Consider the following 13,996-nt stretch of genomic DNA (forward strand, 5'->3'; position numbering starts at 1 on the left):
GATTTGCTAAGGTCGATCGGGTAGTGCTCATAAAAACAATGAAAAGGATGTTCCCAGATGCGAAAAGCTCCATTGTTGCGTTTTACCCTCGCCACATTGGCCCTGGCCTGCAGCCAGGCGTTCGCCGCGCCCTCCCCTTACTCGACCCTGATCGTGTTTGGCGACAGCCTGAGTGATGCCGGGCAGTTTCCGGACCTGACCGGTGGCACCGCAGGCATGCGCTTTACCAACCGCGATGCCGATGGCAACTATGCACCGGTATCGCCGATGATTCTCGGCGGTCGGCTGGGTATCTCCCCTGACGAACTCAACCCTTCCACGTCAGTGGGCATCCAGCCTGATGGCAACAACTGGGCGGTGGGTGGCTACACGACGCAGCAGATTCTCGATTCGATCACTACAACGTCCGAAACGGTCATTCCGCCAGGCAACGTTGGTGCAGGCGCGGTACTGCGAGACCGCCCTGGTTATCTGGCCAACGGCCTACGTGCCGACCCGAATGCACTCTATTACCTTACCGGCGGCGGCAACGACTTCCTTCAGGGTCTGGTAAACAGCCCCGCCGACGCTGCAGCTGCCGGAGGCCGCCTGGCCGCCAGTGCCCAGGCTCTGCAACAAGGTGGCGCACGCTACATCATGGTCTGGCTATTACCCGACCTGGGCCAGACGCCAAACTTCAGCGGCACCCCACAGCAGAACCCGCTGTCGCAGCTCTCCAGCGTGTTCAACCAGTCGCTGCTCAATCAGCTCGGGCAGATCGACGCCGAAATCATCCCACTGAACATCCCCGTTCTGCTGGGTGAGGCCTTGGCCAGCCCCAGTCAGTTCGGCCTGGCCAGCGGCCAGAACCTGGTCGGCACCTGCTACAGCGGCAACAGCTGCGTCGAAAACCCGGTATACGGCGTCAACGGCACCACGCCCGACCCGACCAAGCTGCTGTTCAACGACTCGGTGCACCCGACCATTGCCGGCCAGCAGTTGATTGCCGACTACGCCTACTCGGTCATCTCCGCACCGTGGGAGCTGACCCTGCTGCCGGAAATGGCCCACGCCAGCCTGCGCGCCCACCAGGACGAACTGCGCAACCAGTGGCAAACACCCTGGCAAGCCGTGGGGCAGTGGCAGGCATTCGTCGCCACCGGTGCCCAGGACCTGGACTTTGACGGCCAGCGCAGCGCGGCCAGCGGCGACGGCCGTGGCTACAACCTGACGCTGGGTGGCAGCTATCGCGTGAACGATGCCTGGCGCCTGGGCCTGGCGGGCGGCGTTTACCGGCAGAAACTGGAGGCAGGGGAACAGGACTCGGACTACAAGCTCGACAGCTACCTGGCCACCGCTTTCGCCCAGTACCGCCAGGACCGCTGGTGGGCAGATGCCGCACTGACTGCCGGCCACCTGGACTACAGCGACCTCAAGCGCACCTTCGCCCTCGGCGTGAATGACCGCAGCGAGAAAGGCGATACCGACGGCGAGGCTTGGGCGCTGACGGGTCGGCTGGGCTATAACCTGGCCGCCGAGAGCAGCCCCTGGCAACTGGCGCCGTTCATCAGCGCCGATTATGCCCGGGTCAAGGTCGATGGCTATGACGAAAAGAGCGGGCGCTCGACCGCGCTGGGCTTCGATGACCAGGAGCGAACCTCCCGCCGGTTGGGCATCGGGCTGCTAGGCAGTGTGCAAGTGGCTGCGAGTACCCGGGTGTTTGCCGAGGTCGCTCAGGAACACGAGTTCGAGGATGACCAGCAGGATGTGACCATGCACCTGACGACGTTACCGGCCAACGACTTCACCCTGACCGGGTATACGCCGCATAGCGACCTGACCCGGGCCAGCGTGGGGCTGAGCCATGAGCTGGTGGCGGGGGTGCATGTGCGGGGGAACTACACCTGGCGCAAGAGTGATGAGTTGAAGCAGCAGGGGGTGAGCTTGGCGGTGAGTGTGGACTTCTGAATTTTGGGGCCGCTTTGCGGCCCCAAAACCCCATCACCTACTTGGCAGATGTCTGCTCAGCCAAGGCCACCGCACGGAACATCGCCCGGCGCTTGTTGATGGTTTCTTCCCATTCCAGCACCGGCACCGAGTCCGCCACGATACCGCCACCCGCCTGCACATGCAGTTCGCCGTCCTTGATGACCGCGGTACGGATGGCAATCGCGGTATCCATGTTGCCGTTCCAGGCAAAATAGCCCACCGCGCCACCGTAAACGCCACGCTTGACCGGCTCCAGCTCGTCGATGATCTCCATCGCACGGATCTTCGGTGCACCCGACAGGGTCCCGGCCGGCAAAATCGCGCGCAATGCGTCCATGGCGGTCAGGCCCTCGCGCAACTGCCCGGTGACGTTGGAAACGATGTGCATCACGTTGGAGTAACGCTCGATCACCATCTTCTCGGTCAGGCGCACACTGCCCGTCGCCGACACACGGCCCACGTCGTTGCGGCCCAGGTCGATCAGCATCAAGTGCTCGGCGATTTCTTTCTCGTCCGACAGCAGGTCGTCTTCCAGGGCACGGTCCGCTTCCTCGGTAGCACCGCGCGGGCGGGTGCCGGCAATCGGGCGCACGGTGACCAGGTTGTCCTCGACCCGCACCAGCACTTCAGGCGAACTGCCGACCACATGGAAGTCGCCGAAATTGAAGAAGTACATGTACGGCGTCGGGTTGAAGCAGCGCAAGGCACGGTATAGGTCGATGGGCGCCGACTTGAAGTCGATCGACATGCGCTGGGACGGCACCACCTGCATGCAGTCACCCGCCAGGATGTACTCCTTGATGCGGCCAACCGCGTTTTCGTAATCCTCGCGGGTATAGCTGGAGCGGAACTCCGGCTCGGCCGCCTGCGGGCCGCTCAGGTCCAGGCCCCGGCGTGGGGTAATAGGCTGGCGCAATGTCTCCAGCAACCCTGCCAGGCGTGCCTTGCCTTGTTCGAAAGCCTGCTCCTCGGCCGGGTCTACCAGCACGATGGCGTGCATCTTGCCGGCCAGGTTGTCGAACACCACCACGGCGTCGGACACCATCAGCAGGATATCCGGCACACCCAATGGGTCCGGGTTCGGGCTTGCACCCAGACGCTTCTCCACATAGCGCACGCAGTCATAACCGAAGTAGCCGACCAAGCCGCCATTGAAACGTGGCAGGCCAGGGATATCGGCGACCTTGTAACGGTCCTTGAACGACTCGACGAAGGCCAGCGGGTCGTCGACGTCATGGCGCTCTACCTCGATGCCATCCTGCAGGATGCTCACCTGATAACCATGCACGCGCATCACGGTGCGCGACGGCAGGCCGATCATCGAGTAACGGCCCCATTTCTCCCCGCCCTGTACCGACTCGAGCAGATAGGAGTTGGGCTGATCAGCCAGTTTCAGGTAGATCGACAGCGGCGTGTCGAAGTCGGCCAGGGTTTCACAGGCCAGGGGGATGCGGTTGTAGCCGGCAGCGGCCAGGCGCAGGAATTCTTCGCGGGTCATGAGTAGCCTCGTGGCAAGCAGCAATAGGGTCAGGCAAACGGACGGGCCGGCAGGCGCCGGCGGGCAGAAGTCAGGCGCGCCAACGCCAACGGGCCAGGGCCTTGATGACTTTCATCCAGAATTTGCCAGTAACCGCCACGGTGGACTCTCTGTCTTGTGAGGCTTGAAGGTCCGCCAACGTTATCCCAGTGGCCGGGTCTGCGCAACCGGGCAGCAGCGCACGCAGATCGTCGATCACAAGGTTGGGCGACTCGTCGTTGATCGGCCGGCCATGGTTGTAGCCGTAGGTCAGGCCTACGCACTGCACACCCGCGGCCTTGGCGGCCAGGACATCGCTGCGCGAATCGCCGACGAACAGCGACTGTTGCGGCGTGACGCCGGCCATCTGCATGACGAACAGCAGCGCTGCGGGGTCGGGTTTCTTTTGTGGCAGGGTGTCGCCGCCGATGATCCAGCGGAAGTAGCGGCCGATCTTCATCTGGTCCAGCAGCGGGGCAACAAAGCGCTCGGGCTTGTTGGTGATCAGCGCCATCTCCACGCCTTGCTTGCGCAACCAGCGCAAGGTGTCTTGCACGCCGGGGTAAACCACGGTCAGTTCGTGGCTTTCGGCATAGGCATCCATGAACAGCGCCAGGGCCTGGTCGGCAAGCGCATTGTCCACCGACGCGTGCTCGATACCCCCTGCCAGCGCACGGCGCACCAGCACCTGAGCACCGTTACCCACCCAGTGGCGCACCGCATCAAGGCCTGCCGGCGGGCGCCCGAGTTCGAGCAGCATGCGGTCCACGGCGGCGGCCAGGTCTGGCACGGAGTCGATCAGGGTACCGTCCAGATCGAACATCACCAGCCTGGGCAGCGTCCCCGGGAACAGCTGCTCGAAGCCGCTCATGGGCGGGCCTGAGCCAGTTCGGCGCGCATCTTGGCGATGACTTCCTGGTAGTCCGGGGCATTGAAGATTGCCGAGCCGGCGACGAAGGTGTCGGCGCCAGCGGCGGCGATTTCGCGGATATTGTTGACGTTGACGCCACCGTCGATTTCCAGGCGGATATCACGGCCGCTGGCGTCGATCAGCGCACGCGCCTCACGCAGTTTGTCCAGGGTGCCGGGGATGAACTTCTGCCCGCCAAAGCCTGGGTTGACGCTCATCAGCAGGACCATGTCGACCTTGTCCATCACGTACTTCAGGGCATCCAGGCTGGTCGCCGGGTTGAACACCAGGCCGGCCTTGCAACCGCCGTCGCGGATCAGCTGCAGCGAGCGGTCGATGTGCTGGCTGGCTTCCGGGTGGAAGGTGATGTAGGTGGCGCCGGCTTCGATGAAGTCACCGATGATACGGTCAACCGGGCTGACCATCAGGTGCACGTCGATCGGCGCGGTCAGGCCGTACTTGCGCAGGGCGGTGCAGACCATCGGGCCGATGGTCAGGTTGGGTACGTAGTGGTTGTCCATCACATCGAAGTGAACGATGTCGGCACCAGCGGCCAGCACCTTGTCGACGTCCTCGCCCAGGCGGGCGAAATCGGCTGAGAGAATGGAGGGGGCAATAGCGTAGGGCTGCATGGCGCACCTGTAGGGCAGAATCACGGTGGCGCGCATTGTAACTCAGGCAAACGGATAGAGGCTGATTGGTATCAATCCGTGTCGACGAGGTGCTCCAGCCTGGACCGGCCTCTGCGCGGGGCAAGCCCGCATCCACAAGGCCGGTACAAGCAATACAGGGATCAGCCCGGCTGCTGGGTCCTCAGCTTCTCGCTACGCCCACGCAGCCACTCCAGGGTCAGCAGCAGCACCACCGAAAACGCGATCAGCAAGGTCGCCGCCGCCGCAATCGTCGGGCTCAGGTTTTCGCGAATACCACTGAACATCTGCCGTGGCAGGGTTGCCTGCTCCGGCCCTGCAAGGAACAACGTCACCACCACCTCATCGAACGACGTCGCGAAGGCAAACAGCGCCCCCGAGATCACCCCCGGCGCGATCAACGGCAGGGTCACCCGGCGGAACGCCAGCAGCGGCGAGGCACCCAGGCTGGCTGCGGCGCGCACCAGGTTGTAGTTGAAGCCCTGCAACGTCGCCGACACGGTGATGATGACGAACGGCACACCCAGTACCGCATGCACCAGAATCAGCGAGGTAAAACTGTTGCCCAGCCCCAGCGGGGCGAAAAACAGGTAACTGGCCACACCAATGATCACCACCGGCACCACCATCGGCGAGATGACCAGCGCCATCACCAGCGACTTGCCCGGGAAATCGCCCCGAGTCAGGCCGATCGCCGCCAACGTACCAAACACCATGGCCAGCACCGTGGCCGCCGGGGCGACGATGATGCTGTTCTTCAACGCCCGCATCCACTCGGCAGAGCCGAAGAAGTCCTGGTACCACTGCAGCGAAAAGCCCTGCAGCGGGTATACCAGGAAACTGCCACTGTTGAACGACAACGGCACGATCACCAACACCGGCAATATCAGGAACAGCAGAATCAGGCCGCAAAGAATGCGCAGGCTGTAGAACCAGACCCGCTCCACGGGTGACATGTATGGGCTCAGCATGACAAGGCTCCTCAGCTCAGGCGCAGGCGGCTGGCGCCGACCAGCCAGCTATAGATCAGGTACAGCAACACGGTCGCCAGCAGCAACAACCCACCCAGCGCGGTCGCCATGCCCCAGTTGATGCTGGTGTTGGTATAGAACGCCACGAAGTAGCTGACCATCTGGTCGTTCGGGCTGCCCAGCAATGCCGGGGTGATGTAGTAGCCGATGGCCAGGATGAACACCAGCAGGCAACCCGCGCCAACCCCGGCGTAGGTCTGCGGGAAGTACACCCGCCAGAAGCTGGCGAACGGATGGCAACCCAGCGAGATGGCCGCGCGCATGTAGCTGGGCGAAATGCCCTTCATCACGCTGTACAGCGGCAAGATCATGAATGGCAGCAGGATATGCACCATGGAGATGTACACGCCGGTGCGGTTGAACACCAGTTCCAGCGGTTGATCGATAATGCCAATAGCCATCAGCGCACTGTTGATCAAGCCGCCCGACTGCAGCAGCACGATCCACGCGGCCACCCGCACCAGGATCGAGGTCCAGAACGGCAGCAGCACCAGAATCATCAGCAGGTTGCTCTGCCGGGCCGGCAGGTTGGCCAACAGGTAGGCCAGCGGGTAGGCCAGCACCAGGCAGATGGCGGTAATCACCACACCCATCCACAGGGTGCGGGCAAAGATATCCAGGTAGATAGCCTGGTCGGGCGTGGCCTTGGCCAGCTCGCCGAGGTCATCGATACGGTGGTCGAGCGATGCCAGCAGGTAGAACGAGGTGACCGTGCTGGTGTTGCGGCGGATCGCCTGCCAGTAGGCCGGGTCACCCCAGCGCTCATCGAGGGTCTGCAACGCTTCTTTATAGGAGGCCGGTTCAGCCTTGAACGGCAGCGCCCGGGCGGTCTTGGTCAACAGGCTACGGTAGCCGGCCAGCTCCATGTTCAACCGCTTGGAGAGGTCGCCCAGGGTCTGGTTCTTGCGCGACTCGGCCAGGTCCTGGCTCAGTGCCTTGTACACGTCTTCGCCGGGCAAACTCTTGCCGTCCCACTGGGACACCGCTTCGACGGTACGCGGCAGGCCGGCGACCACCTCTGGGTTGCCGACGCTCTTGTACAACAGCGCTGCGATCGGCACCAGAAACACCAGCAGAAGGAACAGCGCCAGCGGCGCGATCAACGCCTGCGCCTTCCAGCGGTTGACCCGCTCGGCGTGCTTGAGGCGCTGCTTGAGACTAGGACCTGCGCCTTCGTTGAGGGGCACTGCAATGGCCATGGCGAACTCCGCAAAACAGGTAAACGGGAAGCGCCAGTGCAAGCCCTGGCGCTCCGACGAGGCGCTTTACTTCTTCGCCGCCCAGGCGTTGAAGCGTTGCTCGAGCTGCTCGCTGTTGTCGGCCCAGAAGGCCACGTCGATCTGCACCTGGTTGGCGATGTTCTCAGGCGTGGTCGGCATGTCTTTCTTCACCTCGTCCGACAGCAGGCTGACGGCCTTGGCGTTGGCCGGGCCGTAGGCGATGTTCTCGGAGTAGATTTTCTGTTGCTCGGGCTTGACGCTGTAGGCGATGAATTTCTTCGCCTCTTCGGCGTTCTTGGCGCCTTTTGGAATGGCCCAGGCATCGAAGTCGTAGATGCCGCCGTTCCACACCACCTTGAGGTTGCTCTCTTTCTGCACGGCGGCGATCCGGCCGTTGTAGGCCGAGCTCATGACCACGTCACCCGAGGCCAGGAACTGAGGCGGCTGGGCACCGGCTTCCCACCACTGAATGCTTGGCTTGAGTTCGTCGAGCTTCTTGAAGGCACGGTCCTGGCCTTCTTTGGTAGCCAGCACCGTGTACACGTCCTTGGGCGCAACGCCGTCGGCCATCAAGGCGAATTCCAGGGTGTACTTGGCGCCCTTGCGCAGGCCACGCTTGCCCGGGAACTGCTTGGTATCCCAGAAGTCGGCCCAGCTGGTAGGCGCAGTCTTGAGCTTGTCGGCGTTATAGGCCATTACCGTGGACCAGACGAAGAAGCCTACGCCGCAGGGCTGGATGGCGCCGGGGACGTAGTCGGCTTGATCACCGAACAACGCCGGGTCGAGCTCTTCGAACATGCCCTCGTCGCAACCGCGCGACAGTTCTGGCGACTCTACTTCCACCAGGTTCCAGGACACACTCTTGGTGTCGACCATGGCCTTGACCTTGGCCATTTCGCCGTTGTACTCGCCGGCGACGATCTTGCCGTTACCCGCCTTCTCCCACGGTTCGTAGAACGCTTTGGTCTGGGCGGCCTTGTTGGCGCCGCCGAAAGAGATCACGGTCAGGTCGGCCGCCATGGCCTGGCCAGCGGCGAACAGCCCCAGGGCCAGGGCGGTCAGTTTCAACTGCTTGCGCATTATTATTCTCTCCACAGTACAGGGTTGGTGAAGCAATCCATCAATGGGCTTCGGCAATCGGATCGAGCGCGCGGGCGTGCTCCACCTCCCAGCCCAGCGGTACCACATCGCCCACGGCCAAGGCCGGGTCGAGCTCGGCGATCGGCTGCTTCACGAAGAAGTCGGCCTTGCCGCAGACTTCCAGGCGCACCCGCACGTGGTCGCCCAGGTAGATGAACTCGGCCACACGGCCAGAAAAGCGGTTGACGCAGCTTTCACTGTGGCCATTGAGGCGCACACGTTCCGGGCGGATCGACAAGGTCACCGGCTCGCCGGCCTGGCCGACATTCACCGCCAGCGCTTCGACCCGCTCGCCCCGCGCCAGCTGCACCTGGCAACGGTGGCCATCGCTGGCCAGCAAGGTGCCGTTGATGCGGTTGTTCTCGCCGATGAAATTGGCCACGAAGGTGTTGCACGGCTGTTCATAGAGGGTGCGAGGGTCGGCGATCTGCTGAATTTCGCCCTGGTGGAACACCGCCACCCGGTCAGACATGGTCAGCGCCTCGCCCTGGTCGTGGGTCACGTAGACCACGGTCACACCCAGGCGCTGGTGGATATGCTTGATCTCCATCTGCATGTGTTCGCGCAGTTGCTTGTCGAGCGCGCCCAGCGGTTCGTCCATCAGCACCAGTTGCGGCTCGAACACCAGGGCACGGGCCAGGGCCACCCGCTGCTGCTGGCCGCCCGACAACTGGCCGGGGTAGCGCTTGGCGAAGGCGTCGAGCTGGACCATGCTCAGCACACGCTTCACCCGCTCGCTGATGTCGGTCTTGCTGAGGTTGCGCACGCTCAGCGGAAAGGCCAGGTTCTCGGCCACGGTCATGTGCGGGAACAGCGCGTAGTTCTGGAACACCATGCCGATGTCACGCTTGTGCGGCGGTACGTTGTTGATCGAGCGCCCGGCCAGCTGGATTTCGCCAGCGGTGGGGGTTTCGAAACCGGCCAGCATCATCAGGCTGGTGGTCTTGCCCGAGCCGGACGGGCCGAGCAAGGTGAGGAACTCGCCCTTGCGGATGTCCAGGTTGAGGTTTTTGACGATCAGCGACTCGCCGTCGTAGCTCTTCTGCACACCACGGAAGCTGACCAGCGTTTCGCTGGTTGCAGCGTTCGAATTCGCCTCGCTCATGCCTGCACCTTCTTGTTGGATGACTGCGTAGGCAAAGACTAGACAAGACGCAAGTGCCCGAAAATCGGGGGTGCTGAGAGAATGCCATCATCCATATGGAAGATTCGTTGTAGGGATCGCCCTACAAGGATGGCGGAATTGGAATAGACCCCAGGCACACCACTTCACCTTGTGGGAGCGGGCTTGCCCCGCGAATGCGCCACCCCGGGCAATGAGGTTGAGCTTGCCGGCCCTTTCGCGGGGCAAGCCCGCTCCCACAGTACTCGCTCATTGCCAACCGTCAGGCCATGTCGCAACCAGAACACTCAGACCAGCTTGTGCTCCATGGCGTACTTCACCAGTTCCGCCAGCGAGTTGACCTTGAGCTTCTGCATCAGCCGCGCCTTGTGGGTGCTGATGGTCTTGCTCGACAGCGCCAGTTGCTGGGCGATGTCATTGACGTTAGCGCCTTGGGCCAGGCGCTCGAATACCGAGAACTCACGCTCCGAGAGCAGGGTATGCAAGGGCCTGGACTCGGTCAGGCCGACCTCGAAGACCATGCGGTCGGCCAATGCCGGGTCGATGTAGCGCCCGCCCCCGGCAACCCGGCGAATGGCGGTCAACAGCAAGGCGGGGTCACTGTCCTTGGTGGCATAACCGGCGGCGCCAGCCTTCAGCGCCCGCGCCGCCATCTGCGCCTCGTCGTGCATCGACAGCATCAGGATCGCAGGGGCGTCGTTCAGGGCGCGGATGCGCGGGATGGCCTCCAGGCCGTTGACGCCCGGCATCGATATATCCAGCAACACCACTTCACAGGGGGTATGACGCAAGGCTTCGAGCAACTGCTCGCCGTTGCCGGCCTCGCCCGCCACCTGCATGTCCTTGGCCAGGCCAATCAATTGCTTGATGCCTTCACGGACAATGGTGTGGTCTTCTGCCACCAGCACTCGAATCACGATCGGTCTCCTACTCCAACGGAATGGCCACGCTCAGGCTGGTGCCCTCGCCCGGTTCACTGTCCAGCGTCATGCTGCCCCCCAGCATCAGCACCCGTTCGCGCACGCCCACCAGGCCGAACGAGGTGGGCCGGGTCTGGTCGCGGCAAAAACCGCTGCCGTCGTCGCTGACGGTCATACGCAGCTGCCCATGCTCACGCACCAGTTCGATCTCCACGCTGTGCGCCTGCGCGTGGCGCATGACGTTGGTCAGCGCCTCCTGCAGGATACGAAACAGCCCGATGGCCTTGGCATCACTCAATGCTGGCAGATTATCCGGTACCTGCACCAGGCAGGGGATTTGTGTACGCGCCTCGAAACGCCGCGCCTGCCATTCTATGGCCGAGGCGATGCCGGCATCGAGAATCGGCGGGCGCAGTGCCGTGGCCACGTCGCGCACCAGCTGGAACAGCTGGGCGATCAGGCGCTTCATGCTCGACAAGCGCTCGTTCAGCCCTGGGTCGAGTTCGGCAAAGGCCAGTTCACACATCGACACCTCAAGCTTGAGCACGGTCAGCATCTGCCCCAGCTCATCGTGCACCTCACGGGCGATACGGGCCTTTTCTTCCTCGCGCACGCTTTCCAGGTGCGCCGACAACTCGCGCAGCTGCTCCTGCGAGCGCGCCAGCGCCAGCTCTGCCCGCTTGCCCTGGGTAATGTCCCAGACGATACCGTCCCACACCACCCGGCCATCGGCCAGGCGCCGGGTACTGGCCTTGATGTCGGCCCAACGCTGTTCACCCTGGCGCGTCAGGATGCGCCCCTGCCATGACCAGTCCTGGTTGCTGGCCAGGGCCAGGTCCTGCACCCGGTGATAGTCGCTGCGGTCTTCGGGGTGCACCAGATTGCGCAGGCCCATCTGCGGGTGCTGGATTTCGGCAGGTGCATAACCGACCAACGCCTCGCTGCCTTCGCTGATGTAGGGGAACTCCAGGTCGCCCTCGGCCGGGTCACGCTCCAGCCGAAACACCAGCCCCGGCACGTTGCCAGCGATGCCCTTGAGCCGCGCTTCGCTTTCGCGCAGCGCGGCCAGCGCGCGGTGGCGCTCGGTGACATCGGCGATATACACCACCAGGTACTCGGCGTCGCGAAAGCGCAGAAAACTCAACGACAGCTCTACCGGCAGCAAGCTGCGGTCCGCGCGCAGGCAGCGGGTCTCGAACTGCCCCACACCGCCGCCGCCCGCTCGCGCGCCCCGCCATAGTTCCAGCCAGCGGTCCATGTTCAGGTTGGGCTCGAAGTCGATCAGCGGGCGCTCCAGCAACTCACCTTGCCCATAGCCCAGCATGCGCTCTGCGGCATGGTTGGCGTAACGCACATGGCTGTCCCAGTTGACCCACAGGATACCCACGGTGCTCTGGTCGATGGCGAACTGGCTCAGGCGCAGCGCCTCTTCACGTACCTGGCGTTCGGCCAGGTTCTCGCGCGTTGCCAGCAGGCTGCGTTCCAGCTGGCGCTGTTGCCGGCGCTGCCAGGTCAACGTGGCCAGCGCGCACAGCAGCAACAGGCCGAACAGCAAGGCGAGGTTCTGCCAAAAGCCGGCCGACTCACTTAAACGTGGGTACTTGGGTTGCAGCCAGCGCTGGTGAAGTTGCTCCAGCGCCTTGGCCGGGATGGCCTGCAAGCCCCGTTCGAGCACGTCGGCCAACAGTGGCCAGTCACGCCGCGAGCCCACCCGCAGCAGTTGCGGCAAGCCGATATCGCCGACCACCGCCAGCTCGCCGAACTCGCTCTCGCGCGACAGCCGGCTGAGCTGCGCTTCATCGAGCACCGCGTAGCTGGCCTGGCCACCCACGATCAACTGCAGCGCCTCGCGCTCGTTGGGCACGCCTTGCAGGTTGAGGTTGCCGTAGTTGCTACGCAGGTAATCCGCCAACGGGCTGGGCATGCGCACGGCGACGCGCGGGTCGGGTTCGAGCTTTTCCAGCTCCACCGCCATGGCGCCCGTGCGCGGGCCGACCACCAGTTGCGGCACGCGCATGTACGGGTCGCTGAACAGCCATAGCCGCAGGCTCGCCGGGGTCTGGGTAAGGCCGGGGGCGAAGTCGATTTCGCCGGCCTGCAAGGCGTGTTCGAGGCTGGCCTGATCGGCGAAGTTGCGCCAGGTCAGGTCCAGCCTCAGCGCCTGGGCCAACGCGTCCACCAGCTCGACATTGGCCCCGTAAAGTTGCTGCAGACGGCGGTCGAACTGCGCATACGGCGCCTGCAACACCAGGCCGACCCGCAGGCTGCGATGCGCCTCCAGCCACTGCTGCTGCGCGGGTTCAAGGGCCACGCTCGGCACTGCCTCGGGCCTTGCCAGCGCGATCAAGGGTAGCCACAAGCAGCCGATAACCAACAGGCGACGCATTCGCTTCATCTACACGCTCGTCTTGGCAAGGGCGGCCATGCAGCATGGCCGTCACGGGCAAATACTATTAGGCTGCCGGTATCATTCTGGCCTTGGGTTGACGCATGTCCACACTTTATCGCACGACGCTGGCACTGTGCTGCCTAGCCTCGATCCTTCCGCTCGGCGCCATGGCCGCCGACGCTGAAAAACCTTCCACCGCCACCGAAGCCGCGCCCGTCGAGGCCACCCGGCCACCCCTGCTGGAACGCAGCCAGGAAGACGCCCAGGCCCTGGAGCGCCTGGTGCCCAAGGCCGAGCAGCAAACCCTGCAGGCAGGCGCCGAGCGCTTTCTGGCACTGTGGAAACCGGCCAACAGCAACGACCCGCAAGGTGCGGTGATCATCGTGCCCGGTGCCGGTGAGACGGCCGACTGGCCGAACGCTGTCGGCCCGCTGCGGCGCAAGTTCCCCGACGTCGGCTGGCACAGCCTGAGCGTAAGTTTGCCCGACCTGCTCGCCGACAGCCCGCAGGCGCGGGTTGAAGCCAAGCCCACCGAGGCGCCGGCCAACGACAACGGCGAAAGTGCGCCAGCCAAGGACACCCCGACCGATGCCAACGCCAACGTCGCCCAGGCGACAGCCGCCGATGCCGATGCCGCAGAAAGCACCGACGCCGAGCAGGCCAGCGAGCAGAACGACCCTGCCGATGCCGAACGCATCTTCGCCCGCCTCGACGCTGCGGTGGCCTACGCGCAACAGCATGACGCGCGCAGCATCGTGCTGATCGGCCATGGCAGTGGCGCGTATTGGGCGGCCCGCTACCTGAGCGAGAAGCAACCCGCACAGGTGCAGAAACTGGTGATGGTCGCCGCGCAGACGCCGGCACGGGTGGAACATGACCTGGAAAGCCTGGCCCCCACCCTCAAGGTGCCGACCGCCGACCTGTATTACGCCACCCGCACCAGTGATCGCCGTGCTGCAGCATTGCGCCTGCAGGCCAGCAAGCGGCAGAAGGACAGCCAGTACCGGCAGTTGTCGCTGATTGCCATGCCTGGCAACAAGGCCGCTGAACAGGAGCAATTGTTCCGCCGGGTGCGCGGGTGGCTGAACCCGCAAGACTGATTACAAGCTGCCGGGGGCCGTAGTGCGGC

At 63.9% G+C, this 13,996-nt stretch carries 11 protein-coding genes; 2 read left to right on the forward strand and 9 right to left on the reverse strand.

Going from position 1 to position 13,996, the window contains the following annotated elements:
- Positions 1 to 57 precede the first annotated feature (57 nt).
- Positions 58 to 1,947 carry an esterase EstP gene (gene estP / locus PC358_RS24255; protein ID WP_033703032.1) on the forward strand — a complete coding sequence of 630 codons (1,890 nt, stop codon included), beginning with the start codon at positions 58 to 60 and terminating at the stop codon, positions 1,945 to 1,947.
- Positions 1,948 to 1,984: 37 nt separating this feature from the next.
- Here estP and trpE read toward each other — a convergent pair whose 3' ends face one another.
- The 9 genes from trpE to PC358_RS24300 all read right to left on the reverse strand — a co-directional run bounded on the left by trpE (position 1,985) and on the right by PC358_RS24300 (position 12,873).
- Positions 1,985 to 3,466: an anthranilate synthase component I gene (gene trpE / locus PC358_RS24260; RefSeq protein ID WP_033703033.1), complete on the reverse strand. Its 1,482-nt coding sequence runs from the start codon at positions 3,464 to 3,466 to the stop codon at positions 1,985 to 1,987.
- Positions 3,467 to 3,536: 70 nt separating this feature from the next.
- Positions 3,537 to 4,355, reverse strand: a complete 819-nt coding sequence (locus PC358_RS24265) for a phosphoglycolate phosphatase (protein ID WP_033703034.1) — start codon at positions 4,353 to 4,355, stop codon at positions 3,537 to 3,539.
- Entirely contained in the window at positions 4,352 to 5,026 is a 675-nt protein-coding gene (gene rpe, locus PC358_RS24270; protein ID WP_033703334.1) for a ribulose-phosphate 3-epimerase, read from the reverse strand. Before rpe ends, PC358_RS24265 begins: the two co-directional genes overlap by 4 nt.
- Positions 5,027 to 5,187: 161 nt before the next feature.
- Positions 5,188 to 6,015 carry an ABC transporter permease gene (locus tag PC358_RS24275; protein ID WP_033703035.1) on the reverse strand — a complete coding sequence of 276 codons (828 nt, stop codon included), beginning with the start codon at positions 6,013 to 6,015 and terminating at the stop codon, positions 5,188 to 5,190.
- An 11-nt stretch (positions 6,016 to 6,026) separates the two neighbouring features.
- Positions 6,027 to 7,274, reverse strand: coding sequence for an ABC transporter permease (locus tag PC358_RS24280; protein WP_033703036.1), 1,248 nt, complete (start codon positions 7,272 to 7,274; stop codon positions 6,027 to 6,029).
- Positions 7,275 to 7,340: 66 nt separating this feature from the next.
- Positions 7,341 to 8,375, reverse strand: a complete 1,035-nt coding sequence (locus tag PC358_RS24285; RefSeq protein WP_033703037.1) for an ABC transporter substrate-binding protein — start codon at positions 8,373 to 8,375, stop codon at positions 7,341 to 7,343.
- Positions 8,376 to 8,415: 40 nt separating this feature from the next.
- Positions 8,416 to 9,540: an ABC transporter ATP-binding protein gene (locus tag PC358_RS24290; RefSeq protein ID WP_033703038.1), complete on the reverse strand. Its 1,125-nt coding sequence runs from the start codon at positions 9,538 to 9,540 to the stop codon at positions 8,416 to 8,418.
- A gap of 305 nt (positions 9,541 to 9,845) precedes the next feature.
- A complete protein-coding gene (locus PC358_RS24295; protein ID WP_177326514.1) occupies positions 9,846 to 10,478 on the reverse strand; it encodes a response regulator in 633 nt (210 codons plus the stop codon).
- A gap of 7 nt (positions 10,479 to 10,485) precedes the next feature.
- Positions 10,486 to 12,873, reverse strand: a complete 2,388-nt coding sequence (locus tag PC358_RS24300; protein ID WP_033703040.1) for a PAS domain-containing sensor histidine kinase — start codon at positions 12,871 to 12,873, stop codon at positions 10,486 to 10,488.
- 95 nt (positions 12,874 to 12,968) lie between these two features.
- Between PC358_RS24300 and PC358_RS24305 the strand changes: the two genes are divergently transcribed.
- Entirely contained in the window at positions 12,969 to 13,967 is a 999-nt protein-coding gene (locus PC358_RS24305) for an alpha/beta hydrolase family protein (protein ID WP_033703041.1), read from the forward strand.
- Positions 13,968 to 13,996: the final 29 nt, after the last annotated feature.

The sequence above is a fragment of the Pseudomonas capeferrum genome, assembly GCF_000731675.1.
Classification (GTDB): Bacteria; Pseudomonadota; Gammaproteobacteria; order Pseudomonadales; family Pseudomonadaceae; genus Aquipseudomonas; species Aquipseudomonas capeferrum.